This window comes from Hyalangium ruber (genome assembly GCF_034259325.1).
GTDB lineage: Bacteria > Myxococcota > Myxococcia > Myxococcales > Myxococcaceae > Hyalangium_A > Hyalangium_A rubrum.
Genome location: NZ_JAXIVS010000001.1, coordinates 378,919 through 404,149, shown reverse-complemented (window position 1 = coordinate 404,149; position 25,231 = coordinate 378,919). Strand labels below are relative to the sequence as shown.

The window sequence follows — 25,231 nt, the reverse complement described above, 5'->3', positions numbered from 1 at the left end:
GTGGGCCTCAGGGATTCCAAAGCCATCGAGGAGGCCCGGCAGAAGGCAGTCAAGAGCCGGGAGGACGCTCAGAAGCGGCGAATGACTGCCCGGAAGACGCGCCCCTCGCACTTGGAGCTCCCTGCGCCGTCGATGTTCTTCTCCTCGAGCAAGAGGCGCGTTTCCTCGAGCAGCTTCGTGCATGGCCGTCTGCCCATCGTCCTGGGCTCGGAGAAGAACCTGCTCGACCTGAAGCGTCTCATCGAGCGGCACGGGAGACAGCGAGTCGTGCTGTTGGGGGACATGTTCGAGCAGTTGCTCGATTCCTCAGTGCTCGAGGGCCTCGAGATGGCCGAGGCGGAGAACACCTCCGTGATGCAACTCCCGGCCAACGTGAAGCAGCACATCTCCTCGCTCCCTCAGAACACCCAGAGTTCCTTCCTCGTTTATTACGAGGAGTCGAACACCTGTGATCTCGTCGTCGGGTGGGAGAGCTTCGCGCAGGTGCGGCTCATCGAGGGCAAGTACCTGCTCGACTGCCTGGGGACGAACAAGCGGAAGTTCTACACGCTTCGTGTCACGGCCCAGGGCGGTGTCTTCACCTGGGAGGGCGCCATGAAGCCCGACGGCATCATCGACTCGGACTACCAGGTCTACGACATCCTCAAGAAGGCCCCGGTGCAGCGCATTCTCACCTACGGCACATCGAACTGCTCGCTTGGCGTCACCTACTCGGTGAGCGAGCTCGAGCAGGGCAAGCCCGACGTCATCATCTTCACCCACCTGGATTCCGACTCGGTGGTGCCGCTGAAGACCTTGCTCACGAAGGTGCATCTGCAAGCCAGGGAACTCGACGAGTTCTGCACGCTGGTCACCGTCTATCCCATCCCCGAGATCTTCGACAAATACGCCCCAGGCGCCATCTTCCCGAGCATGACGTCGGGTAAGGTGCTCGTGCTGCCCCGAGCCCAGGGGATCTGGGCGCTCGGTGAGTCGGGTGCGCCCAGCAACTGTTTCGAGTCGTTCTGCATCGACCTCTCCGGCAGACCCCACATCGCCGCCATCTACGGCTTCAACGACAACGACACGGGCGTGTACGCCACGTTCCTGAAGGGTTTCTTCAAGGCGTATTCGGAGCGCACCAAGCTGCCGCTCATCGACGAGTCGTCCTTCCTCGGCTCGCTCGTGTCCTCCTTGATGAAGAAGCCGAGCACCACCACCACCACCACTCACAGGATGGACTGGGTGGAGCTGCTCAGTCGCTTCCGCACGGGGCTCTACGGCTTCGTCACGTTGAATCACCTCGTGCTCAACCAGCTTGCGCAGGCGCAGGCGCAGAAGCCGTTCGACATGCTCTCGACGGGCGAGCAACTGGAGCTCTTCCGGAGCTTCGTCCACGCCATCGCCACCGGCTCCATCAACGACCATCCGAGCATCGTCGAGCCTGTCCGCACCGCCATCCTCCAAGGGCACGTCTTCGTCACGATGCACCCGTTGGGCACAGCCCTCTTCGACAGCCTGGGGACCTTCGGTTGCACCCTGGCGGAGTTCCGCAAGCACTTCATCCAGTAGTGCGCGCTGCCAGAGTTCGAGTTCCAGCAATTCTCACTGGGACTTTGAATCTAAAGGTTTTCTCTGCCGTCAGGCGCGGACGGCCCCCCTCTGGCTGCCCCAACACGGTTCTTACATTTTATGAATACAAGATTCACCCCTCTCCTCCTGGCGCTCGCCCTGGCGCTCTTCTCGGGCGACGCTTCCGCCGCGAACACCAGCTCGGCCCAGTTCACCATCTCGGTGCCCCCGTCTCCTGGCGCTCCCGTCTCCCGCGTGACTGTCGTCGCCAGCGCCACGGACTTCTCCTCTCTCTCCCTGGACCTGACTGCTACCGGCGACACGTGGAGCGGCACCCTCGACGACATTCCCTCCGGTGCCCAGCGCTCCTTCCAAGTCCGGGCCTTCGATGCCGCCAACAACCTGATCGCCGAGGACTCCGTTTCCGGCATCAACCTCACCGCGAACAAGACCAAGCGCATCACCCTCGAGCTGGAGCAGGTCACGCCTCCGCCCGCTGTCCAGGCTCCGCCCATTCAGCGCTCGCCTCCCCGCATCACCCAATCCTCTCAGTCCACGATGAACGTCAGGCCGGGCGGCAAGGTCACCTTCAAGGTGGCCGCCAAGGACCCTGAGCGGTCCGAGCTCACCTTCATCTGGAGCGCCAGCGCTGGGACGCCAGGTACGTCCGATAGCGGCGCCAACCGCAGCCGCGCGACCTGGAGCGCGCCCGCCTGTGCCGTACTGGGCACGCCCACGACCGTCACCGCCACCGTCACCAATGCCTTCGGCCTGACCGACAGCAAGGTCTTCACCCTCAAGGGACTGCCGGCCTGCTCCGCGAAGTGGACCGCGACGGGCTCCATGGCCACGGCGCGCGGCAGCCTCGCGGCGGTCTTGCTGTCCAACGGCAAGGTGCTCGTCTCGGGGGGCAGGGAAGACAAGCGCCACGCTTCGGCGGAGCTGTATGATCCGGCCACGGGGACCTGGAGCGCCACGGGCCCCATGGTCGAGCCGCGCGACCACCACCCGCTGCTCCTGCTGCCCGACGGCAAGGTGCTCGTCGCGGGGGGCACGGGGAAGACCGGCTACTCGGTGAACACGTCGGAGCTGTACGACCCGGTCACGGGAGCCTGGAGTTCCGTGGGCGAGCTGGCCTTGACCCGGCCCACCGACCATACGGCGATCCTGTTGCCCAACGGCAAGGTGCTCATCGCGACGGGCACGAGTTACCCGATGTCGGAGTTGTACGACCCCGCCACGAGAACCTGGAGCGCCACGGGACGCATGGGCACGGAGCGCCACTCCGCCACGGTGACGCTGCTGCCCAATGGCAAGGTGCTCGTCGCGGGAGGCTTTGGAAGCTCCACCCCCGGCAACCCCTCGTCGGCGGAGCTGTACGACCCGGCGACGGCGGCCTGGAGCGCTACGGGCTCCATGGACTCGGCGCGCCATCAGCATACGGCGACGGTGCTGTCCAATAGCCAGGTGCTCGTCGTGGGAGGCAGCAATGGAACCAAGGCCCTCGCGTCGGCGGAGCTGTACGACCCGGCTACGGGGACCTGGCGCATGACGAGGCCCATGGCCACGGTGCGCGAGCACCACACGGCGACGCTGCTGCCCAATGGTCAGGTGCTCATCGCGGGGGGCTTCAATGAGGCGGGCCCCATCGCGTCGGTGGAGGTGTACGACCCAGCCACGGGAAATTGGAGCACCACGGCCCCCCTGAGCATGGCGCGTGGCACCCATACGGCGACGCTGTTGCCCAATGGCCAGGTGCTCATCGCGGGGGGCTACAATCGTGGACAAGCCCTCACGTCGGCGGAGCTGTTCACGCCCTGAACGCCCTGGAGCTACTTCTTCTCCGGCTCGTCGTCCTGAAGGATCTGACTGAAGCTCAGATCCAGATGGCTGTCGATGGCGGCCGTGAGGCTCTCGAACTCGCGCGAGGACAAGCGGAGGCGCCCTTTGAGCAGGCGCTTCGTGTCCTCGTAGACGGCCTGCCGCGCCGCCTTGATCCAGCGCGAGACCGTTGACTGGTCCACGCCGAACAACGGCGCCATCCGAGTCGTCGGCAGCCGATCCACGAAGTGGAGCCGGAGCAGGTGGCGCTGCTCGCTCGAGAGCGCGTCGAAGGCCTCTCGGATGGCCTGGAGGAACATGGGGCGGTAGCGACGCTTGATGAGATCGAGCTCCGCATCCGGGTCGGGGGACTGCAGGCTCTCCAGGGCCGCGAGGACGTTCTCATCGGGGGTCTCCCGAGCCTGAGGGCCCAGCCTGAGGGCCATGCGCGCGGCGATGACCCGCATCCAGCTCAGCAGCGCTCCGCGGCCTGTGTAGTCGGCCAGCCGTGGCCCGGACTCCGAGGTGCCGAGCAGGAGATGGATGCGGACCATCTGGCACAGATCCTCGAGGAGAGGAGAGGGGAGCCTGAGGTACGCGAGCACTGCCGGCAGTCTGGCCAGGTAGTTGCGCTCGAGGACATCGGTCGCGTCCGGCACGCCGTGAACACAGGCACATGCCAGATAGAGGTCTTCGAGTGTCAGTTGTCCGAGCGTCTCCGAGAGCGAGGGCGCATCGCTGACCTCGGGCAGGAGCCTGGCCAGGTGTCGCACGAAGACTTCGGCGGGCACGAGCACCCCAGGCCACGGGCTCTGGCCCGTCTCCCATGCGCCACGAAGCAGGTTCTCGAACTCGGCGAGGTGGCTCGGCGTGCTCGGTCGTCCCGGTGCATGCTCGAAGAAGGTGGTGGCGAGCTTTAACGGCACTTCCATGGGTTCCAGCCTACCTCTGTCGTCTCACGCCTTCCGCCCGCCGTGCCAGATGAGATTAGGCTAGTGTCGCGGGCGTTCCAACCCGATTCGCAGTCCCTGTCGGAGCGTTGATGGCGCGTGACTCAGATCAGGCTGGGTCGGCATGTCTGACGGATGAGCTCCTTGCGCGGCTCATCGATGGACAGCTCGTCACGGACGAGCTGGAGCCGATCCATCGCCACGTCGCGGGGTGCCAGCACTGCCATGCCCTCTTCGTCACGGTCGTGCGCGGTGACCTGCGCGTGGCGGGAGGGCTCGTGGCGCAGAGCCCCGTGGACGGAGAGGGATTCTCAAGTAATGAGACGGCTCCCCGGGCACCGGCCGCTAGTTGGGTGCCTCCCACCGAGTTCGACGAGTTCCAGCTCGAGCGTCTGCTGGGGCGCGGGGCCATGGGGCTTGTCTATCTCGCACACGATCGCTTCCTGGATCGGCGGGTGGCGGTGAAGTTCATCGCGGCGCAGCAGCCCAACGCGCGCATCCGCTCGCGCTTCCATAACGAGGCACGCGCCATCGCGCGATTGCAGCACCCCAACGTCGTCACCCTGTTTCGCGTGGGCGAGGTGGGGGGGCACCCTTATCTCGTCTCCGAGTACCTTGTCGGGCAGAGCCTCGCGAACCTGCCTCTGCCCCTGCCATGGCGGCGCGTCCTCAGGCTGGGGCAGGGGTTGGCCCGAGGGCTCGCGGCGGCACATCGCCAGGGCGTGCTGCACCGGGACCTCAAGCCATCCAACGTCTTCCTCACCGAGGAAGGCGAGGTCAAGCTGCTCGACTTCGGGCTGGCCGAGCTCGTGGATGCGAGTGCGCCCGTGGGACCGAGCGGTGCTCGTGCGGCGGGCACGCCGCGCTACATGGCACCCGAGCTCTTCCATGGAGGGGCGGCGACGCCGCAGAGCGATCTCTATGCCCTCGGGCTGGTGCTCTATGAGCTCTGTACAGGCACGCTTCCTCCGATCGGAGAGACAGAGCGACAGGTGCCTGGGAGCAGCCCTTCGTTCACGGCCGCTGTGCCAGATGTCGATCTCGACTTCGCGGCGCTCGTGGAGCGATGCCTCGCCGTCGATCCGAGCGTGCGCTTCATCTCGGCTGACGCGCTCGGCGCTGAGCTCGAGCGGCTGGGAGGGAGCCGCGAGCCGGACGTCCTTCCCTCCGCGAATCCCTACCGGGGCCTGGCGCCTTTCGAAGCCGAGCACCGCTCGCTCTTCTTCGGGCGCGATGCCGAGATCCTCGCCGTGCTCGAGCGCTTGCGCCGTCAGCCGCTGGTCCTCGTGGCTGGAGACTCGGGCGTGGGCAAGTCCTCGCTCTGTCGCGCGGGCGTCCTCCCTCGCGTCGAGCAAGGAGCGCTCGGCGAGTATCGCGAGTTCTCCACGCTGACGCTGGGGCCTGGCCGCCGGCCGCTGGCGAGGCTCGCGGCGGCACTGGCCCCCGTGCTGGGCCGCACGGAGGCGGAGCTGGGGCGCTGGCTCACCGAAGCACCCGAGCATCTGGGGCCCGCCTTGCGAGCGGCTCACCAGGAGGGGCGCGGTCTGCTCCTCTTCATCGACCAGCTCGAGGAGCTGGTCACCCTGAGCGAGCCCGAGCAGGCGGTGCGCTTCGCCAGTCTCCTCGGGGAGCTCGCCTTGCCAGCGGTGGGCGTGCGCGTGCTCCTCGCGGTGCGGGGCGACTTCCTCGCGCGTGTCGGGGTGCTGTCGGGCCTGGACGACGTGGTCGAGCAGGCGCTGTACCTGCTCAAGCCCCTCTCCTCTGAGCGCGTGCGAGAGGCCATCGTCGGGCCGGCCCGCCGCAGGGGCGTGGTCTTCGAATCCGAGGCCCTGGTGCAGACCCTCGTCCAGGCCACGGCGCGAGGCGCGGGCAGCCTGCCCCTGCTCCAGTTCGCGCTGGCCGAACTCTGGGAGCGCCGCGATACGGCCAGGGGCTGCATCACCCAGGCGTCACTCGACGAGATGGGCGGCGTGGCCGGCGCGCTGTCGCGCCATGCGGACCGGGTGCTCGCGAACCTTGGCCAGGCCGAGCAGCAGGCCGCGCGTCGCTTGCTTGGGCGCCTCATCACCGCGGAGGGCACCCGCAGTGAGCGCGGCGAGGAGGAGCTCATCGCGGCGTCGTCCGAGGCGCGCACCGCCATGAGAGCGCTCGTCGAGGGGCGCCTGTTGCATGTGCGCAAGGTTGGAGATCGCGCGAGCTATGAGATCGCTCACGAGGCGCTCATCGCGAGCTGGGGCACGTTGCACCAATGGCTCAACGAGGATGCCGGTCAGAGCGCGCTTCGTCAGCGTATCGAGTCCGCCGGGACGGAGTGGGAGCGCCTGGGACGCGTCGAGGATCTCCTGTGGCGAGAGCGTCAGCTGGACGAGGCGAGCGCGCTCGATCCCACGACCCTGGGGGCCCGAGAGCAGGACTTCCTCCGCGCCTCCTGGCGCGCCGTGCGTCGCCGGAGCCAACGTCGCTGGCTCGCCGCGCTGGCCCTCGTGCTCGTCGTGGGGGGCTTCTATGGCGTGATGCGCCTGAAGCAGCACCAGGAACTCCAGAGCTTCGTGAGCGCGCGGATGGCGGACGCCAGGGTGGCGCTCGCCGAGGCGAATGAGTTGGGGCAGCGCGCCAGCAAGGGGCGCACGGAAGCGATGGCACTCTTCACGGGCCAGCCTCCGGGTGGCCCGGGGATACCGCTGGACCCACAGGAGCGGTGGCTCCTCGCCCAGGAGATATGGGGGCAGGTCACCGAAGAACTCAGGCAGTCCGGCGCCTCCTATGCAGAGGCGGAGCGCGCCATCGAAGAGGTCCTCGATCGCGCCCGCGATCAAGAGGACGCACGCCAGCTACTCATCCAGCTCATCCATGAGCGGATCCTGCTGGCCGAGCGCTTCTACCAAAGGGAGGAGCTCACCCGGCTCGTGCAGCGCTTCCGGAGGTTGACTGTCGCGGGCGATGCGCTCCGAAAGGAGTTCGACGCCCCAGCGGAGCTCGTGCTGGTGACCGAGCCGCCGGGCGCGAGCATCGAGATCACGCGCTACGTGGACGACCAGGGGAGACGGAGACGCGAGCCCGTGCCTCTTCTGGAGCCTCTCGGTTCGACGCCGATGGAGTGGCGGAGCGTGCCACCGGGCTCCTACCAGCTCCACATCACGCGGGAGGGATATGCGCCGGTCGAGCTCCCCCTTCTGCTCGAGCGAGGGACGCGCGAGAGCATCACCCTCGAGCTCCCCAAGAAGGTGCCCGAGGGCTATGTCTACATCCCCTCTGGATGCAGCCTCGAAGGGAGCGCGGATGTAGAGGAGCTGAGAGCGATGCTGGAGAGTGCGCCTCTGCATTCGAGCTGCCTCGAACAGGGCTATCTCATCGGGCGGACCGAGGTGACGCTGGGCGATTGGCTGACGTACCTGGACACCTTGCCCGGGAACGCACCCGAGAGGCTCATCCTCGAGAAGCCGAACTTCAACGGCAACAGCGCGGTGACGCTGCGGCGACTGCCTGATGGCGCCTGGAGCTTCTCCCTCTATCTCGTGAGCGGAGCCGTCCTCACGGCCCAGGCTGGCGAACCCATTCGCTACCCGGGTCGGAAGTCTCGCGCTGAACAGGACTGGCGACGCTTTCCCCTGGTGGGTGTCTCGGCCGACGATCTCGTGGGCTACCTCTCGTGGCTCGATCGGACGCAGCGGTTGCCGGGCGCCCGCCTGTGCAGTGAGCTCGAGTGGACGCGTGCGGCGAGAGGGGCGGACGATCGCCGGTTTCCGCATGGCAACCGGCTCCAGAAGGACGACGCCAACATCGATGCGACGTACGCCTTTCGGCCAGATGCCTACGGGCCGGATGAGGTGGGATCGCATCGCGCCTCCCTCAGTCCCTTCGGCCTCGAGGACATGGCTGGCAATGCCTTCGAGATGACCCGGCCCACGCAGAGCGGTTTCGGAGAGATCGTTCTGCGTGGGGGGGCCTGGTACTACGGCGACATCGGCGCCCTGGTGGCCAGTCGCCAGGCCAGCACCTCCAGCCACCGCGATGCTCGGATTGGCGTGCGCCTGTGTGCCTCTCTTCCAGGCGAGTGAGGCGGGTCGCGATGGCGACTTGTTGCATAGCTTGGCGGCACCTCGCCTCTTCTCAGTGAGACGGCGCACCGACTGCGTCGCCGATAGCGAGGACATCCAGGATGAGACACCTTCTGATGCTGTCATGTGTCGTGGTCGCTGAGGTCGCGGTGGCTTCCACTCCCACGCCAGAGCGAGCGCCCGCGGTCGCCCAGCCCAAGGCGCGTGTGTCCGTGCCGCCCTGTCAGCCCCAGACTCCCGAGCGCAAGGTCTGGCCGCAGGGCACGCTGTTGTGGGGCACGAGCCGCAAGGACTCGCAGCGCGAGACGAGCAGCATTCTGGCCTCGGTCGAGCTGGGCCGTGTGCGGCTCGGTGCCGCCACCGTGAGCGGTGTGCGGTTGGAGCAGGGGCGGCTGGTGGCCGCGTCGCGTGAGCCCAAGGCGCTGGTCTCCGCGGTGATGCAGGGCAGGGCGAGTGACGGTGCGCCCGTGGAGGTGGCGCTGTGTGGGGCGGAGGCGGCCGCCGAGGATCCCTCGGTGATGTGGTACCAGATCCAGGTATGGGACGCCGAGCGCGAGGCCTGGGAGAACCCGTGCGTGGCGACCCACCGCGTACCGTCGCCCCGCGCCCTGGCCGTGCCCGGCGTATGGGATGAGAAGGGCGCGAGGCATGAGGAGGCAGGGCGGTTCACCTTCGCATGTGAGAACGGGGTGATCGCCAAGTGCATCCAGTGGGGTTACAAGCCCTGGGGCGAGAAGGCAGGGTATTCGCTCGAAGCGCTGCATCAGGCCTGCACGCGGATGGCGCGAGCGGACTACTGCGGAGACGGACGCAGCCACACGCGCGAAGACATGCCCATCGACATGTACGACGGGTTGGCGGTGCTGACGCGCACGAAGGAGGCGGCGGGGGGCTGGGAGCCGGCGCTGGCCTCCTTCGAGGCGGCGTGGACGGCTGACGGAGCGTGGTGCCTCTCCCGCACGCGGGATGGGAGCGCGGTGGAGCGCATCCTGGAGGAATGTCCCGCTCGCTTCGAAGTAGGGGAGAAGGATCTCGGGGAGGGTGACCGCTGCAAGGTGCTCCGCAAGGGGGAGCATGCCGAGGCGGTGCTGCTGCGAAACCGCTCCTACGAGAAGGGCGCTCCTCTCCGTGCAGGACAAAGGCCATGAAGAGCGGCATTCAGCGAACCCTGGTGCGGGCAGCGTTGGTGCTCTTGAGCGGTGTGGCGTGCGCCACGGTGGACCCGGGCGGGCGAGACCCACGCTTGACCGAGGCAAGACAGGCCTATGAGCAAGGGCAGCAGCAGAAGGCCGCGGGACACTACGCGGAGGCGGTGCCGTTGCTCGAGCACGCGCTGGAGTTGAGGGAGGCCGTGCTGGGAGACACGCATCCCGAGGTCGCCCAATGCCTCAACCTGCTCGGTGCCGTTCAGGTGTTGCAGGGGAGTCTTGCCCGGGCCGAGCTGCTGCTTCAACGCGCGCTCGCGATCCGTGAAGCAGCCTTCGGAGAGCGCCACCCCGAAGTCGCCGAATCGCTCCACACGCTCGCGACTGTCTACTTGAAGCAGGGGCAGCCTGCGCGGGCGGAGCAGCTGTATGGGCGTGCGTTGGAGATCCGGGAGGAAGTGCTCGGCAAGGACCACCCTGACGTCGCCTCCACGCTGAACAATCTGGGCAACCTCTATTTGCAGCAGGGGCAGTTCGCGCGGTCCGAGGCGCTCCATGAGCGCGCGCTCGCGGTGCGGGAGAAGAGCCTCCCCAGGAATCATCCGGATATCGCCTTCTCACTCAACAACCTCGCCAGCGTCCACATGAAGCAGGGGCATTACGCGCGGGCCGAGTCGTTGTATGGGCGTGCGATCGCGATCAAGGAAGAAACTCTCGGCAAGAACCATCCTGACGTCGCTCAGTCGCTCAACAACCTCGCCAATGCCTACGTGCATCAGGGGAAGTACCCGCGGGCCGAGGCGCTTTATCAGCGCGCCATCGCGATCTGGACAGCGGCGTTCGGTGACAAGCACCCCTACATCGCCGACGCGCTCTACAACCTCGCCAACCTCATCTTCTATCAGGGTCGTTACGCACAGTCAGAGTCGCTGTACCAACGCGTGCTGGCGATCCAGGAAGAAGCCCTCGGCAAGGGCCACTCCGATCTGGTCGATGTGCTCCATGGACTCTCCCTGCTCTACATGGCTCAGGGCCAATACGAGCGGGGAATTCCGTTCGCGATGCGGGCCATCGAGATCTCCAAGGCGACGCTTGGAGAGCGTCATCCCAACGTCGCCCTCGCGCTCGACGGCCTTGCCAACCTCTACTCCTCGCAGGGCGGGTACGCGCAGGCCGAGCCCTTGTATGAGCAGGCCGTGGCAGTCCGGGAGCAGGCCTTCGGGAGGGACCATCCCGATGTCGCCGAGTCGCTCGGCAACCTCGCCAGTGCCTACGTGAGCCAGGGACACTTCGCGCGAGCAGAGCCGCTGCATCTGCGGGCCCTGGCCATTCGCGAACAGGCGCTTGGCAAGAATCACCCCAACGTCGCCCGCTCGCTCCACCATCTCGCGTTGCTCTATTTCAACCAGGGGCAGTACTCGCGGGCCGAGCCGTTGCATCAACGGGCGTTGGAGATTCGGGAGACGGTCCTCGGTGAAGCGCACCCGGACGTCGCCACCTCGCTCCATGACCTGGCCCTGCTCCGCGTCGCGCAGCAGCGTCTCGCCGAGGCGCTGCCACTCTTCGAGAGAGCCTTGGCTGTCTCCGAGGCGGACCTGCGCCAGGAGGTCTTCGGTTTCTCCGAGCGAGGGTTGGAGAGCTTCCTCCGCCTGCTCCGCAAGAGTGAGGAGCAACTCTATGCGCTCGCGCGTGCCTACCCGGACGATGCCCGTGTCCGGCGCCTGGCGCTGACGGCTGCCCTTCTTCGCAAGGGCCGCTCCGTCGAGGAGATCGCCGATACCTCTCAGATCATCTCTCGGAGCCTGGGGCCTGAGGATCGCGAGGCCTTCGAGCACCTGCGCGCCTTGCGCACCCGCATCGCGGAGGCGTCTCTCGCGGGGCCGGGTACACGCCCGCCGACCGAGTATCAACAGCTCCTCAAGGACCTCGCGGCCCAGAGCGACACTCTCGAGGCCGACCTCGCCCGGCGCTCGGCGTCCCTGCGTGCGCATGCCACACGGCCACGTCCCGCCGAGCTCGTTGACCGCGTCGCGGCCTCCCTTCCCAAGGACAGCGTGCTCGTTGAGTTCGTGGCCTACGAGAGTCATGCGGCTCCGGCCTTGCCAGACTTGGGCGGGCCTCGCTACCTCGCGCTCCTGCTCTTCGCGGATGGCAGCACGCAGGCCGTGGATCTCGGACTTGCCGATCCTCTGGACCGAGCCTCCTTGCAGTTGCATCGCGTGCTGGCGCGCCACGTGAGCGCCTACGCGTCAGCCGCCAGGGAACTCTACAAGCTGGCCTTTCGACCCCTGGTGCCACGGCTTGGCAAGGTTCGGCGCTTGTTCCTCTCCACGGATGGACAGCTCTCCCTCGTGCCCTTCGGTGTGCTGAACGATGGTCGCCACATGCTCGAGGATGGCTTCGAGCTCGCCTATCTCACCTCGGGAAGGGATCTCCTGCCTCGCATCGAGGAGGTGGCGCCCGAGCGCTCGGTCGTCGTCTTGGCGGACCCCGACTTCGATGCTCCACCCGCTGTGTCCCCAGAGAGGGGGGACGCCGGCGCTAGGGAGCGCTCCGGGGCCCTCGAGCGCTTCTTCTCCGCCATGCGCGCTCCTGGGGTGGATCAGCCCTTCCCTCCGCTGCCTGGGACTCGCAAGGAGGCGGAGGCCATTCAGCGCATGTTCCCCCAGGCACAACTGTTCCTGGGCCGCGCCGCGACCAAGGAGGCGCTGCTGAAGGTGCGCACACCCGGCATCCTCCATATCGCCACCCACGGCTTCTTCCGAGAGGATGCTCCCACCGGAGTGGGCACGCGCGCCGTGGGGGCATGCTGCGCCCTCGGAGAGGAGGACAGGTCGCAGCGTCTTCCGGACCCGCTGCTTCGCTCGTATCTGGTGCTGGCGGGAGCCCATGCCTCGGCCGCACAGCCAGGAGGCGCGCGCCGAGAGGATTCCCTGGTGACGGCCTTGGAGCTGGCGGGGCTCGACTTGTGGGGCACCCAGCTGGTGGTGCTGTCGGCCTGCGACACGGGGCTGGGCGACATCAAGCAGGGCCAGGGGGTCTACGGCCTGCGCCGGGCGTTCGTGGTGGCTGGGGCGGAGGCGGTCGTGGCCAGCCTGTGGAGCGTCAACGACGAGAAGACGCAGGAGTTCATGGAGAGCTACTACCGGAACCTGCTGGCGGGGCAGGGCCGCGTCACGGCCCTGCGCGAGGCGATGCGGACATTTCGCCGGAAGCATCCGCATCCCTACTTCTGGGCGCCCTTCATCGCCATGGGCCAGGACACACCGCTGCGCGGGTTGGTGCCGCGCACCGAGCCTCGGCCAGCGCCCTGAGCGGCGCCAACGCAGGTTTCCGCCTCGAGCGAAAAGCGGAAGCGTTCTGCATAGCCCGCTCGCACCATGTCTCTTTGATTTTGAGCGCGTCGTGCGCCTTCTCAGGAGAGAGCTGATGGCCAGATATTCGTGGATCGTTCCCGTGTTGCTCACCCTCCCAGCCTTGGGTTGCGGAGGCATTCCGGAGGCCCCTGTCGAGCAGGCAGACAAGGAGACCCTTGAACAGCTCGGCGAGGCCAAGCAGGCGCTCGTCAGGTATTGCGTGAGGAATGAGGACTGCAACGAGCCCGCGGGATGTGACTGCATCAACGGCATCTGCCAGCCCGATGGTTTCGGGCCGCCTCCAGAGGGCGACACCTGCAGCACCCCCCCGAGGCGCGCATGCACGACCGACGCGAACTGTCACTCGGGTTGCGCCTGCCAAGGGGGATACTGTGCGGACCCCTGGGGTCCTCCCATCGAGGGCGATTACTGTGCCATGCATGCGCCGGATGCGTACGAGAGCGACAACACCGCGACGACCGCCAAGGCCTACGTGGGCACGCCGCAGACAGGCCACACCTTCCACGAGGTCGGAGACGTGGACTGGGTCGTCGTCTACGTCCCCAATGCCGCGCAGGCGACGTTCGAGACCTACAACATCCAGGGCTCGGACACGATCCTGGATCTCTATGCCTACAACGCCAGCACTGGCGCTCAGGGCAGTCTCCTGGCCACGAACGACAACAAATGCACCGTGGTGACCGACGTGAACTGCAGGGGGTCCAAGATCGTCCGCAGTGTCCCGGCGCAATCCGCCTTCTTCGTCCGCGTCCGGAACAAGGCAGGCTATGGCCCGAACCCGTACGAACCGACCGCACCTGGCTACAGCCTGAGGATCTTCTGACCGTGTAGTCCCTCGAGAGGGGCCCCGGTCGTCAGGGGCCCCCTCTTCGAGAGCGGGTGGCTCAGTGGGATGGAGCGACCGCCTCTTCGTCCTCCTGAGTCCGTCGCACGTCTCCCCTCAGCTTCTGCACCAGCACGTACAGCCCGGGGATGAAGATGAGGTTCACCACGGTGGACACGAACATTCCGCCGAAGATCGCCGTGCCCAAGGAGTTGCGGGCCGCGGAGCCCGCGCCCTCGGCCAGCATCAGCGGCACCACGCCCAGCAGGAAGGCGATGGACGTCATGAGGATGGGCCGCAGGCGCACCTCGGCCGCCGCGATCGCCGCCTCCACCGCGCTCTTGCCCTGCTCGCGCAGCTGCTCGGCGAACTCCACGATGAGGATGGCGTTCTTGCTCGCGAGGCCCACCAGCATCACCAGCCCCACCTGACAGAACACGTCATTGGCCAGCCCGCGCGCGAACTGCAGCCCCAGGGCCCCCAGGATGGCCAGTGGCACCGAGAGGATGATGACGAAGGGCAGGGTGAAGCTCTCGTACTGGGCCGCCAGCACCAGGAACACGAAGAGCAGGCCCATGGAGAAGATGATCAGCGTCTGCCCGCCGCTCTCCTTCTGCTCGAGGCTGATGCCCGTCCACTCTCCGGCCATGCCTTGTGGCAGCTGGGCCGCCTGCGCCTCCATGGCCTCCAGCGCCTGACCGGAGGACACGCCCGGTGCGCCCTGGCCGTTGATCTCCGCGGAGCGGAAGAGGTTGTAGTGGCGGATCGTCTGCGCGGAGGTGGTGGGCGTCACCTTCACCAGCGCCTCCAGCGGAATCATGTCCCCGCTGTCGCTGCGCACGTAGAAGGCGCCGATGTCCGAGGGGCTGTCGCGGAACTGCTGCTCGGCCTGCAGGTACACCCGGTAGGTCCGGCTCGCGTAGTTGAAGTCGTTGACGTACTGGCTGCCCATGTAGAGCTGCAGGGTGCCGAACACCTGCTCGATGGGCACGCCCAGCGCCTTGGCCTTCTGCCGATCCACCTCCACGTCCAGCAGCGGGGTGTCCGCGGTGAAGGCGGTGAAGACGCCGCGCAGGCGGCCCTCCTCATTGCCCCGCGCCACCAGCTCCTGCACGGCGCTGGCCAGGCCGTCCAGCGAGCCGCTGCCCGAGGTGTCCTCGACGATGTACTGGAACCCACCCACCGTGCCCACGCCGCGGATGGCGGGAGGCTGGAAGGGCAGCACGCGCGCTCCGCCGATGCGGCTCAGCGGCCCACGCAGCCGTTCCACCAGGCCGGCCACCGAGTGCTCACGGCCCGGTCGCTCTTCCCACGGCTTGAGCATGACGAAGGCCGTGGAGAGGTTGGCGCCGTTGCCGCCGAAGGAGAAGCCGCCGATGGCGAACATTCCCGTCACCTCCTCCTGGGCACGCAGCACCTCCTCCGCCTCGCGCAGCACCTTCTCCGTCTGCGCCAGCGACATGCCCTCGGGCCCCTGTATGGAGACGATGATGTAGCCCTGGTCCTCGTCGGGGATGAAGCCCGTGGGCACCACGCGGAAGAGCGCCACCGTGCCACCCACGCACACGAGGAAGGCCAGCAGCACCAGCACCGGGTGCTTCAGCAGCTTGCCCAGCACCCGCCCATAGCCGCTGCGCGCCCAGTCGAGCGCCTGGTCGATCTTCCGGAAGACGATCCACTTGGGCCCATGGCCGTGGCGCAGCAGCAGCGCGCTCAGCGCCGGGGTGAGCGTCAGCGCGCAGAAGGTCGACAGGGCCACCGAGGCGGCGATGGTGAGCGCGAACTGCCGGTAGATGGCGCCCGTGGTGCCCGGGAAGAAGGCCACCGGGACGAACACCGCCACCAGCACGATGGAGATGGCCACCACCGCGCCGGACACCTCCTTCATGCTCTCTCGGGCCGCCTGCCGCGCCTTCAGGCCCTTCTCGGCCATCAAGCGTTCGATGTTCTCGATGACCACGATGGCGTCATCCACCACCAGACCCGTGGCCAGCGTCAGTCCGAAGAGGGTGAGGGTGTTGATGGAGAAGTTGAACAGCTTGACGAAGGCGAAGGTGCCTATCAGCGAGACGGGCAGGGTGAGCGCGGTGATGAGCACGCTGCGCCAGCCGTGCAGGAACAGGAAGATGACGAGAATCACGAGCGCGATAGCCTCCGCCAGCGTGCGCAGCACCTCGCTGATGGAGGCGCGCACCGCCAGCGTGGTGTCGGTGCCCACGCGATACTCCAGCCCCGGAGGGAACTGCTTGGACAGCCGCTCCATCTCCTTCACCGCTCCGTCGCGCACGTCCAGCGCGTTGGCGGTCGGAAGCTGGAAGATGCCCAGGCCCACGCCCATCTTCCCGTTGAAGCGCATCAGCGTGCCGTAGTTCTCCGCGCCCAGCTCCGCGCGGCCCACGTCCTTCACGCGCACCAGCTTCCCGTCCGGGGTGCGCTGCACGACGATCTCCCCGAACTCCTCGGGCTCGATGAGCCGGCCGCGCGCACGCACCGCCAGCTGGTAGGGCTGGTCGTCCCGCGAGGGCGCCTGGCCCACCTGGCCCGCCGCCACCTGCAGGTTCTGCTCCTGCAGCGCGCGTGTCACGTCCTGAGGGGTGAGCTTGCGGCGCGCCAGCTCCGTCGGATCCAGCCACAGGCGCATGGAGAACTTGCGCTCGCCGAAGATGCGCACCTCGCCCACGCCGCGCACGCGCTTGATCGCGTCTCGCAGGTTCACGTCCGCGTAGTTGCTGAGGAACTTCGAGTCGTAGCGCTCGTCGGAGCTGTAGAGGCCGAAGCTCATCAAGAGCTGGCTGGAGGCCTTGTTGACGACGATGCCCGCCTGGTTCACCTGCGCGGGCAGGCGCGAGGCGGCGCGGCTGACGCGGTTCTGCACGTCGACGGCGGCCACCTCGAGGTCTCGCGTGGGCTCGAAGGTGATGGTGATCTGGCTGATGCCGTCGTTGCTGCTGGCGGAGGCGATGTAGCGCATACCCTCCACCCCGTTGAGCTCCTGCTCGAGCGGGATGGTGACGGCGGACTCCACCACCTCGGCGCTCGCGCCCACGTAGGAGGCGGTGACGGTCACCTGGGGCGGAGCGAGGTCCGGGTACTGAGCGATGGGCAGCGTGGGAATGGCCAGCACGCCCACCAGCGTCAGCAGAATGGAGCAGACGGCGGCGAAGATCGGCCGCCGGATGAAGAACTCAACCATTAGCGGCTGCCCCCGGTGGTACCGCCGCCACCGCTCCCACTGCCTCCAGCGTCGGGCCTGACTTTCGCCATCGAGGACGGCGCGGGCTTGGGCTTGACCGCTGCCCCATCGCGCAGCGCCTGCAGCGAGGAGACCGCGACCTGATCTCCCTCACGCAGGCCGCTCTCCACCACGTAGGCCTGCTCTCCGAGAGGCCCCAGGGTGATGGGGCGGCGCTCCACCACCTTCTGCTCGCCCTTGGCCTGCACCACGAAGGCGAAGGGCTGGCCGCTCTGGCGCACCACCGCGAGCGCCGGAAGCTGCAGGGCGTTGCGGGCGGAGTAGACGACGCGGGCGCGCACCAGCTCGTTGGGGCGCAGGCCCACCGTGTTGCGGAAGGCGGCCTTCACCTCCACCAGCTGGGTGCGCGGGTCCGCCTGCGGGGCGACGAAGAAGACGGGGCTGGTGATCAGCACCTGGCCCTGGCTGTCGAGCACCTCCAGCGGCGTGTTCGGCTGCAGCGCGCGGGCGCGCGTGGACGGCACCGACACGCTCACCTCGAGCACGTCCGCCTGGGCCACGCTGGTCAGCGGCGTAGTGGCCCCCACGTAGTCGCCCAGGCGCACCAGCACGTCACCCACCGTGCCAGCGAAGGGGGCGCGCACCACGTAGAACTGGAGCTGTACCTGGCGCTGCTGAACCTGCGCGGAGGCGGAGCGGGAGGCGGCCTCGGCGGTCTCCGCCTGCGAGCGGGCCCGCTCCAGCTCCTGCGCGCTCACCAGCCCCTCCTTATAGAGGGCCTCGGTGCGCTCGCGCGTCTGTCGCGCCAGTTCGAGGTTCGCCGAGGCGGAGCTGTGCTGCGCCTGGGCGTTCTCCAGCGCGGCGGACTCGGTGCGCGCGTCCACCTCGAGCAGCGGCGTGCCGGCCTCCACCTTCTGGCCCGGGCTCACGTGGATGCGGCGCACCTGGCCCGCCACCTGCGGCAGCACGTTGACGCTCTGGCGCGACAGCAGCGTGCCCAGGTACTCACCCGTGTCACGCGTCTCGCTGGGCGCCAGCGTCAGCACCTCCACCTCACGCGGAGGCGGCGCGCTCTTCGGCGCTGCCTGGCTGCCGCAGCCCACCGCTCCGGCCGCGAGGGTCATTCCAAACAGTCCTGTCACCAGCGCCTTCAGGGGGCGCACCCGTCTCACCAGTCGCACCGGGCCTCCGTCAAGAATGCATCCAGGCGTGCCTGGACAAGCTCGAACTCACGCAGCGCCAGGGCCAATTCCGCCTGGCGTAGGGCCGCCGCGCTCTGCACCAGCTCGAGGCTGTTGCTGCGGCCAATTTCAAAGGAGCGACGGGTGAGCTGGTCCGTCTGCTCGGCGAGCGCGCGGCCTTCGGTCGCCGTCTTCACCAGCGACTCGGCCACCTCGACACCTCGCCGGGTGCGCGCCACTTCCAGCTCCACGTCGCGCCGGGTGCGCTCCAGGGACTCTTCCGCCTGCCGCTCGATGCCGGCGCGCTCGCGCACCAGGCCTCCGCGCAGGCCGCCTTCCCAGATGGGCACCGACAGCACCGCGGCGATGCTCCAGGTGGGTACCCGCCCCAGGCCGGGGTCGGTGGTGAAGGCGGAGACGTTGCTCGTGAGCCCCAGCGTGGGCAGGTAGCCCGCGGAGGCCTGTCGGCGGCTGTCTCGCGCCGATTCCACCTGGGCCCGCGCGGCCTGCAGATCCGCGCGCTCGCCCACGGCCTGCAGCGGTGCGCAGCTCGTCTGCGTCTGGGCCACCAGCCCCTGGAGCTGGAAGCCCGGGTTGACGCCCACCGCGTGCTCGAAGCCCAGCGCCAGCCCGAGCGCTTCACGGGCCCGGCGCAGTTGTTCGTCTCCGGAGATCAGCGACTGGCGCGCCAGCTCCACGTCCTGGCGCGTGCGGGCCAGGTCCAATTGGGTGGCCGCGCCCAGCTCGAGCGTGCGCTGGACGAGGGCGGCGCGCTCCAGCGCCTGGCGCAGTCCCAGCCGGTTGAGCTCGGCGGCGCGCTCGGCGGCAACCACGGCCACCAGGGTCCGCGCGAGCCCCTGGGTGAGGCGGCGCTGCACGTCATGAAGGCTCGCCTCGGCCCCGTCCCGAGCGGCTTCGGCCGAGGACAGGCCTCGCCAAGCGCCCACGTCCACCAGCGACTGGTTCAGGGACACCGCGCCGGAGAGGAGGGGCGTGGTGGGTTGGCCCCCGCTGCCCGGAAGCTGTCCGGCGAACAGGGGCGAGCCGGAGAACAACACCGGGGTGTCCGGGTGGAGCACGTCTATCGCCGTCCCACCCGTGAGGCGCGCGCTGGGCAGCAGCGCGGCCAGCGCCTGACGCCAGCGGCCCTCGGCGCGCTCGACACCGGCCTGCGCGGTCCCCAGGTCCGTGGAGCGCTCTCGCGTCAGGGTGAGCGCCTCTTCCCAGCTCTGGACCCGCCTCGGCGCGGGAGCGACGGGGGCGAGCATCGGGTCCTCCACCTTCGGCTGGAAGGGGGTCGGTGGGGGCAGGGGCTCGGGGGGAGCGGCCAGCGCCGTGGCGGCGAAGAGTCCGAGGACGGTAGCGAGGAGGGTCGGCATGCCTGGAGGCGGGACGGGGGAGCTTTGCTGTCCGGAACTCACCTCGAGGACGGACATTCCAAACGGTGTAGTTGACAATAGTTGTATGCCGCAAGCATTAATACGTCCAATGACTCTTGCGGAGCAAGTTGCATCGGTTCGCCGCTCCGTGCTGCGACTGCTCATGCGTCGTCTGAGCAGGCAGACGGACAGGCCCTTTACCCAGTTGTTGGCCCTCAAGGTCATCGACAAGGGAGAGGTGCGCAGTCAGGCGGCACTGGCCGAGCAGTTGGTGGTGGACGCGCCGGCGGTGAGCCGGCTGGTCGACCGGCTGGTGGACGACGGACTGCTGAAGCGCTGCCCGGGAGAGGATCGCCGCTGCGTGCGCCTGGAGGTGACGGATGAGGGGCGGGCGGAACTGCCCGCCCTTCGTGCCGCGTCACAGTGGCTGGAGGACGAGGTGCGTAAGCACCTGACGGCGCAGGAGTTGAAGACGCTCCAGCAACTCCTGGACAAGCTGCAGGAGGGGTTGGTGAAGACGGGGGAGGCCCTGTCCGCTCAGGAGGGGCAGAAGGCGGAGTAGAGGCGTGAGAGGCCGTCCACGTTCACAGAGCACGGGGTTGTCACCGAAGGCGGCTGAGCGCCTGCGCCCGCTGCTGGACTCCTTCCTGGCGTCGACGGATGCGCGGGCGCGCATCGGGTTCGATCCCGTGGAGTTCCCGCACTGGTACACCGACCCGCGAGACATCGAGGTGAGCGCCCTGCTCGCGGCGGCGCTCGCGTATGGCCGGGCGGACCTGTTCCGGCCCAAGGTGGACGCGCTGCTGCGGCAAATGGGCCCCTCTCCGGCCGCCTACGTGCGAGCGCTGGAGCCCGAGGGAGCACGTGCGCTGCTGCATGGGTTTGTCTACCGCTTCAACGTGGGCACGGATGTGGCGGTGCTGCTGCTGGGCATGGGGCGGGCGCTGCGCGAGCTCGGGAGCCTGGAGGCGCTCTTCGTCCAGGGCTGGCAGGCCCACGGCTCGATGCATGGGGCGCTGAGTGACTTCACCACGGGCTTGAGGGACGTGCCCATGGGCGAGCTGCGGCGGGTGCTCGGCCCGGAGCGCGGACTGCACCACCTGCTGCCCTCGCCCCTGGGGCCCGGGGCGGCCAAGCGGCTCAACCTCTACCTGCGGTGGATGGTGCGCGGGCCGGACGCGGTGGACTTCGGCATCTGGAAGCGGGTGCCGGCCTCGGCGCTGGTGATTCCGCTGGATACCCACATCGGCCGCATCGCCCGGCACCTGGGGCTGACGAAGCGCACGGACTTGAGCTGGCGCACCGCGGAGGAGGTGACGGCCTCCCTGCGGCGGCTGGATGCGGAGGATCCCGTCCGCTACGACTTCGCGCTGTGCCACTACGGCATGAGCGGGGTGTGCCCGGCCAAGCCCGTGGTGGACCACTGCGCCCGGTGCGTGTTGCTGCACGCGTGCGCCGTGGGCCCTCGGGTCCTCTCCGCCGCGAAGCGCCGCTCCTGAGTGAGGCTCAGGGCTGGAGGCGCAGGTAGAGCAGGTCCATGTCTCCCGCCGAGGTGAGTGTGTACCCGTCCATCTCGATGGGCTGGACGTGCGTGCCTCCCAGCACCAGCCCTCCATCGGGAGTCGGGACGGGAAGGAGCGGCCCCGCGAAGTCCTGGTCGAGCGTCCGCGACCAGAGGTGAGCGCCCGTCGCGGAGTAGCGCACCACGAAGGGCAGGGAGCCGATCGTCTGCGGTGAACCCAGGGTGCTTCCTCCGAGGTCGAACGTCCCCAGGGCCGAGCCGATGAGGGTCACCGCGCCCTCGGGACCCACGGAGAGCTGGAAGAGGTCGATCTGGGGCAGCGGGCGGATCCACGCGTCCGCGCCCGTGGCGCTCAGCGTGCCGGCGAAGTCCAGGAAGGGAGACTCCGGCGTGTGCGAGTCCTCGCTGTGATAGGTGACGCCACCGAAGGTGAAGCTGCCTCGCAAGTCCCCGCTGAAGGCGACCGCGCTCGTGCCCACCGCGCGCACGTTCATCCGCCAGGCACGGGCCCCGCTGAAGACGCGCTTCCAGAGCAGGCCTCCCGCGGCGCTGTATTTCGCCACGAAGGCGGCGCGTTCGCCCAGTGGCCCATCTCCCAGGTTCGAGCGGGCCGCGGCCATGCCGCCCACGAAGATCTGCCCCTGCGCGTCCGTGGACACCGTCGACAGCCGGGCGATGTGGCTCTCGTTGTCCGTCGAGAAGGCCCGCGACCAGAGGTGCTGACCCTGCCAGGAGAACTTCGCCAGGAAGCCCGCCTCGGTCGAGAAGATGGGCGGAGAGGGATTGTCCGGGTTCGCCACGAGCGGTCCTCCGCCCAGGTCCATGCGCCCCTCGAAGGAGCCCACGAGGACGAGGCTGCCCTGGGCATCGGTGGCGATCGCCTCGGGGTACACGGGGCGATAGCTGCCGTCCGCGAGGCGAGGGGAGAAGGCGCGCACCCAGACCGTTGCCCCGGCGGGGGAGAACTTGGCGATGAAGAGCCCCGGCGCGTAGTCCCACCCATCCGGGACCGCTGGCAGGGGCCCGGTGCCCAGGTCCGGAGTGCCCTCGTAGTTGCCCGCCGCGAGGATGTTGCCCTCCGGTGTGATGGCCAGCGCGCGGACCCGGACATCATCGGTTGCCACCACACGCGTCCATTGGGGCTGGCCCTCCGCGGTGTAGCGCGCCAGCGCGAAGCCCTCGCTCTCGGGGAAGCTCGCGGAGCCGAAGAGCCCCGCCGCGACGAAGCCGCCCGAGGCGTCGCTGGCCATCGCATCCAGCCGCTCGAAGCCCCCGCCGCCATACCGCTTCAGAAAGTGAGTGAGGCCGCCTCCCGAGCCCCGGTAGGAGCAGTAGGGATCCGTCTGCAGCGTGAACTCCAGCTTGGGACCGCGCGAGTACTCGAAGTCCTGCAGCGAGGAGAACACCACGCCATCGCCCGACTCGGGAATGAGGCCGAAGCTGTAGGCCCCCTCGCTCGTCACCACGCTCCGCAAGTCATACGTCACCTGCGAGCCGGCGCTGATCGCACCCAGGTTGCCGATGGGAGCGCCGGAGAGGAGAGGGCGCGTGTTCCAGGTCATGCTCTCGCTCCAGCCGGACTGCGTCCGGTAGAGCGCCGGGCCGTTCGAGGTGGAGTCCGAGGCATGGAGCACCAGTCGGGCGTCGGCGATGGACAGGCCCTCGTTCAGGACGAAGTAGCGCAGGTAGGCCTCCATGCGGGGCTCACCATCCACGCGCAGCGCCGGATCCAGGCCGAAGCTCCGGTCAGGCTCGCTCTGGGAGACGAACGTATCCGCGAGAGGGGAGTACGTCCGCGGATAGCGCTCCTGGCGCGGCAGGCAGCTGGCGGGCATGGCTGTCCCCAGCGTCACCACGAGCTGGGGGCGCAGCGCCGTCTGGCTGCTCTCGCGGGAGTAGAAGGTGGCGCCATTGCTCGAGGCGGGCACGAGCGCGAAGTGGAATTCGCCATTGCCGCTGACCGCGCTCGTCACGTCGTACTCCACCCAGGTGCCGCTGGCGATCTCCCCCACGTCACTCAGCGGGCTGGCCGGCAGCGCGGGCCGGTTGTTCCAGGTGAGGCCGCTCTCGCTCCAGCTCCCGCTCGTGAGGAACACCCGAGGCCCGTCCGTGGTGCCGTCGGAGGCGTACAGCCGCAGCGTCGCCCGTGTGACCGCGCCGCTCACGCCGCTGACGGAGAAGCGCAGGTAGCTCTCCCCTTGAGGGGAGAGATCCGCGAGCAGGGTGCTCGAGCTGCCCAGGTTCTGCGTGGGCGCGGAAGCCTCCACGCGGGCATCCGCGCTCGCGCCGAAGGTGAGCGTGGTCGCAAGGCCCTGTGCTTCCTCCTCCACCACCCCGGTGAGGGCTTGCTCGTCCGCTTCCCCACCTCCGCCACAGTGGGCCAGCATTGCCAGCGCGACCAGCCCCATCAGCCCTCTTCCCAGCACCCTTCCACGGTTCACGCCCAGCCCCCCTTGCTCGCCGCCAAGGTCTGCACCCGGTATGCCGGTGTGCGTTTGTCCAGGAGGCGAACTCCGGGGCTGGCCCGCGCCCCTTTCGAGGAAGGACCTGGGTACGGCTGGGGCCCAGGGTGGGAAAGGCGCTGCCTACCGTGGGCGGCTCACTCGATGCCGAACTTCTTCATCAGCCCCTTGAAGGTGTTGAGGGCGATGCCGAGCTCCTGCGCGGCCCGTGTCTTCGTTCCGCCGTGCTTGTCGAAGGCGTCTCGGACCTCCTGCTCGGACAAGTCTCCAGGCCGCTTGCGCACGGCGGGAAGCGCCATGGAATGCCGGGCCGGAGGCGCGGCCACCGAGGCACCAAACCCCATGCGCCGCTGCGACAGGTACACCTTCACGGCCTCCAGGGTGATCATCATCCGGGACGAGCCCACGCCGTCGATGGCCCGGGCCGCCACCTCGCGCGCCACCACTGCCTTCACCGTGGCCTCCAGCTCGCGAATCTCCCCAGGCCAGTCCACCTGCTGCAGGTAGGCGATCGCGTCGCTGGTGAACTCCGCGTCGTACTGCTGCTCGGTCTTCAGGCGGTGGAGGAAGGTCTCCACCAGATTGGGGATGTCCTCCCGCCGCTCCTCCAGCGCCGGCAGGACAATCACATCCCCGGTGGCGAGCCGCTGGGCCAGATCGGGCCGCAGCCGCGTCTGCTGCAAGGGCGTCTTCGAGGCCGAGATGAGCCGGAAGCGCGGCGGGGGCTCGCGCGAGTCCGGAGATGCTCCCAGGGGTGCCAGGCTGCCCGTGCCCTCCAGGATGTCGACGAGGAAGTCCTGCGCGGCGGGAGGCAGGAACTCCACCTCGTCCAGGAACAGCGTGCCGCCATTGGCGACGTAGAACTTGCCCACCCGTGAGAAGGCCGCGCCCGTGAAGGCCCCCTTCACATGCCCGAGCAGATCGCTGTGCAGCATGCTCGCGTCCTGCGGCAGCCGCCCGCAGTTGAGGATGACGAAGTTGCCGTCCAGCCGGCTGCGGCTGTGGATCTCCCGGGCGATGAACGTCTTTCCCGTGCCGGACCTGCCGAGGATGAAGACCGGTAGTTGGTGGCGCGCGCAGATGTTGATGGAGCGCTCCAACTGGACCGCCGCCACCGAGCCACCCACCCGGGGGCGTGGGCCCGCCACCATCCCCGCGGGGACCTCGGCCAGCAGGGTGATGCGGCTGCGGCCGTTGCCCAGCAGGATGATGTTGCCCGGCTCGACCACCCAGTCCTGCGAGGCGCTCATCGCCTGGAAGTACTCGCGCTCATCGCCCTCGAACGGCAGCTCCACCTTGCCCAGGAAGCTGTGGTTGCGCGAGTTGAGATCCCGGTACACCCAGCGATGGTCCTCTCGGAACGACAGGCGCCCGTGCTGGCGCGAGACGGCGTCATGCGGGAAGACGACCGTGGACTCCGGGGCCCGCCCGAACACATAGGAGCGATCCGGGTACAGCGGGACGATCAGATCCGGCACGCCCTCGCGGTGGACGCGCAGCGCCTTGGGCTCGCGGTAGGGCTCCGCGTCCACGCTGGCGAGCAGCTCCCGAGGTATCCGCTCCCGGCGCGTCGGCGTGGGGCTCGCCGGCGGCTCCTGGATGGAGGGCGGCAGGGGAATGGTGGTGGTCCGGTTGAGCGAGGGCCCGTTGTGGCCCTCTTCCTCCTCACCCGCCTTTGCTTCGGTCTCGCGCGTCATCCGTTCCCCGGGGTGGCACCGTTGCCTGTCAATTCTGACAGCAATCTTGACGGTTTGATGTCTGGTTTCGCC

At 68.4% G+C, this 25,231-nt stretch carries 14 protein-coding genes; 8 read left to right on the top strand and 6 right to left on the bottom strand.

The genetic code is table 11. The features are described from left to right. Positions 1-132: 132 nt before the first annotated feature. Positions 133-1,551: a hypothetical protein gene (locus SYV04_RS01720; protein WP_321543794.1), complete on the top strand. Its 1,419-nt coding sequence runs from the start codon at positions 133-135 to the stop codon at positions 1,549-1,551. A 120-nt stretch (positions 1,552-1,671) separates the two neighbouring features. Continuing rightward, entirely contained in the window at positions 1,672-3,372 is a 1,701-nt protein-coding gene (locus tag SYV04_RS01715; RefSeq protein WP_321543793.1) for a Kelch repeat-containing protein, read from the top strand. An 11-nt stretch (positions 3,373-3,383) separates the two neighbouring features. On the opposite strand, the gene SYV04_RS01710 is transcribed toward SYV04_RS01715, so the two are convergent. Continuing rightward, positions 3,384-4,304, bottom strand: coding sequence for a sigma-70 family RNA polymerase sigma factor (locus SYV04_RS01710; protein ID WP_321543792.1), 921 nt, complete (start codon positions 4,302-4,304; stop codon positions 3,384-3,386). 110 nt (positions 4,305-4,414) lie between these two features. Between SYV04_RS01710 and SYV04_RS01705 the strand changes: the two genes are divergently transcribed. The 4 genes from SYV04_RS01705 (at position 4,415) to SYV04_RS01690 (ending at position 13,725) form a co-directional block, all read left to right on the top strand. After that, positions 4,415-8,380 carry a bifunctional serine/threonine-protein kinase/formylglycine-generating enzyme family protein gene (locus SYV04_RS01705; RefSeq protein ID WP_321543791.1) on the top strand — a complete coding sequence of 1,322 codons (3,966 nt, stop codon included), beginning with the start codon at positions 4,415-4,417 and terminating at the stop codon, positions 8,378-8,380. A 149-nt stretch (positions 8,381-8,529) separates the two neighbouring features. After that, complete coding sequence (locus tag SYV04_RS01700; protein WP_321543790.1) at positions 8,530-9,528, top strand: ADYC domain-containing protein; 999 nt, start codon at positions 8,530-8,532, stop codon at positions 9,526-9,528. Then, positions 9,525-12,839 (top strand): CHAT domain-containing tetratricopeptide repeat protein, encoded by a 3,315-nt coding sequence (locus SYV04_RS01695; RefSeq protein WP_321543789.1) that lies wholly within the window; start codon positions 9,525-9,527, stop codon positions 12,837-12,839. Before SYV04_RS01700 ends, SYV04_RS01695 begins: the two co-directional genes overlap by 4 nt. Positions 12,840-13,317: 478 nt before the next feature. Continuing rightward, on the top strand, positions 13,318-13,725 hold the full coding sequence (locus tag SYV04_RS01690) for a hypothetical protein (protein WP_321543788.1): 408 nt from the start codon (positions 13,318-13,320) through the stop codon (positions 13,723-13,725). A gap of 61 nt (positions 13,726-13,786) precedes the next feature. On the opposite strand, the gene SYV04_RS01685 is transcribed toward SYV04_RS01690, so the two are convergent. Genes SYV04_RS01685 through SYV04_RS01675 form a run of 3 tightly spaced genes read right to left on the bottom strand, consistent with a single transcriptional unit; the run spans position 13,787 to position 19,478 of the window. Next, complete coding sequence (locus SYV04_RS01685) at positions 13,787-16,918, bottom strand: efflux RND transporter permease subunit (protein WP_321543787.1); 3,132 nt, start codon at positions 16,916-16,918, stop codon at positions 13,787-13,789. Next, positions 16,918-18,090, bottom strand: a complete 1,173-nt coding sequence (locus tag SYV04_RS01680) for an efflux RND transporter periplasmic adaptor subunit (RefSeq protein ID WP_321544464.1) — start codon at positions 18,088-18,090, stop codon at positions 16,918-16,920. The genes SYV04_RS01685 and SYV04_RS01680 overlap by 1 nt, the downstream gene beginning before the upstream one ends. Continuing rightward, a complete protein-coding gene (locus SYV04_RS01675) occupies positions 18,087-19,478 on the bottom strand; it encodes a TolC family protein (protein ID WP_321543786.1) in 1,392 nt (463 codons plus the stop codon). Before SYV04_RS01675 ends, SYV04_RS01680 begins: the two co-directional genes overlap by 4 nt. A 163-nt stretch (positions 19,479-19,641) precedes the next feature. On the opposite strand from SYV04_RS01675, the gene SYV04_RS01670 reads away from it, so the two are divergent. Together SYV04_RS01670 and SYV04_RS01665 are read left to right on the top strand one after the other, a co-directional pair. After that, the gene (locus SYV04_RS01670) at positions 19,642-20,040 is read left to right on the top strand and encodes a MarR family winged helix-turn-helix transcriptional regulator (RefSeq protein ID WP_321543785.1); all 399 of its coding nucleotides are present in this window, start codon (positions 19,642-19,644) and stop codon (positions 20,038-20,040) included. Between the two features lie 37 nt (positions 20,041-20,077). Then, positions 20,078-20,977, top strand: coding sequence for a TIGR02757 family protein (locus SYV04_RS01665; protein WP_321543784.1), 900 nt, complete (start codon positions 20,078-20,080; stop codon positions 20,975-20,977). 7 nt (positions 20,978-20,984) lie between these two features. On the opposite strand, the gene SYV04_RS01660 is transcribed toward SYV04_RS01665, so the two are convergent. Then, positions 20,985-23,441: a CBM96 family carbohydrate-binding protein gene (locus SYV04_RS01660; protein ID WP_321543783.1), complete on the bottom strand. Its 2,457-nt coding sequence runs from the start codon at positions 23,439-23,441 to the stop codon at positions 20,985-20,987. Positions 23,442-23,599: 158 nt separating this feature from the next. Further along, positions 23,600-25,159, bottom strand: a complete 1,560-nt coding sequence (locus SYV04_RS01655; RefSeq protein ID WP_321543782.1) for a sigma-54-dependent Fis family transcriptional regulator — start codon at positions 25,157-25,159, stop codon at positions 23,600-23,602. Positions 25,160-25,231 lie beyond the last annotated feature (72 nt).